1 protein-coding gene is annotated in these 713 nt (G+C 51.6%); it reads right to left on the bottom strand.

What is annotated here, in order from left to right:
- On the bottom strand, positions 1 to 713 hold a 713-nt coding region (locus R7R24_RS26900), incomplete at both ends, for an SLBB domain-containing protein (protein ID WP_318120147.1).

Raw genomic sequence — 713 nt, 5'->3', positions numbered from 1 at the left:
TACAACCGTCATGTTGTCGTTGAACCCGTGGCGTCCCGGATCTCGTACTTCTCCCAGTACGCGCACGGTGGATTCTTTAGAACGGTCGAGCCAGTTTTTGTTTTTCTCCGGAATGTAAATAGTGTCGCCAGGGCGCACGTCTGGCAGGATAGATTCATCTCCCGTTTCGAAATACATCGACAGATTTAGTTTGCTCACTTTTGCGTAGCCTAAGCCGCGATGAGTCACGCGAATATTGTGGATATCGGCATCCATCGTCGGGCCGTCGGCGGCCGAAAGAATATCGAGAAAGTGCATTTCGTCCGTGAAGCGATAGCGACCAGGTGCGTTGATTTGACCAAACACGTAAATGGCCGCGTCTGAGCTTTGGCTGACCCATTGAGATTTGTTGTCGGCAGGGTCATCTGGCAGTGCATGAACGCGCACGACCGTGCCGGCAGATACGCGTGGCAAGTTAGACGCTGGCGAACCATCTAAAATGTACTGGTCTAAATCGAAATTCGTCATTTGACCGTTGTTGGCCACTTCAATTTTGGAGGTGTCGGCACGGCGAGTCGGGCCGCCAACGTGAGCCAGCAAATCAATGAGGTCCATTTCATCCGACCATTCGATTCGGCCTGGACGAACGACTTCACCCATTACGGCAACGGCGCGACTTGGTGCGACTTTCAACCATGACTTTTCATTAAAGTCGGTTTTTTCTGGTACGAATA

This window comes from Vibrio sp. 704 (genome assembly GCF_033339295.1).
Note: the sequence above shows the minus strand (reverse complement) of the source record. Positions and strands in the feature narration are given on the sequence as shown.